This is a genomic window from Pseudomonas sp. 2822-17 (assembly GCF_002742485.1).
Lineage (GTDB): Bacteria > Pseudomonadota > Gammaproteobacteria > Pseudomonadales > Pseudomonadaceae > Aquipseudomonas > Aquipseudomonas cyclaminis.
In genome coordinates this window covers 1-245 of record NZ_LJRZ01000885.1, presented here as the reverse complement: position 1 = coordinate 245, position 245 = coordinate 1, and the positions used below count along the sequence as shown (strand labels likewise).

The following is a 245-nucleotide window of genomic DNA, read 5'->3' as shown; positions in this document are numbered from 1 at the left end:
GGGTTTTCTCCCAATTCATAATCCATGACTTTACTCCTCATTACTTGATAAGCATAAGAACTAAGTCCATATTCTGTCCAAAAATTATCTTCGTACAAGCCTAATTCTTCATACTCACTTTTAATAAGTTCTAAATTCTCTGGGTAAGTAACAGCATTTTCATCCTCCCACAGCTCTTCAAAAATTTCTCTAGTTTCCTCAGCTTGCTGAATCGCTTCTTCTCTTGAAACCTGAATACCTACATC

At 35.9% G+C, this 245-nt stretch carries 1 protein-coding gene; it reads right to left on the bottom strand.

The features are described from left to right. Positions 1–245, bottom strand: a 245-nt coding sequence (locus AOA60_RS32915) for a hypothetical protein (protein WP_218240958.1), incomplete at both ends; no start/stop codon positions are given.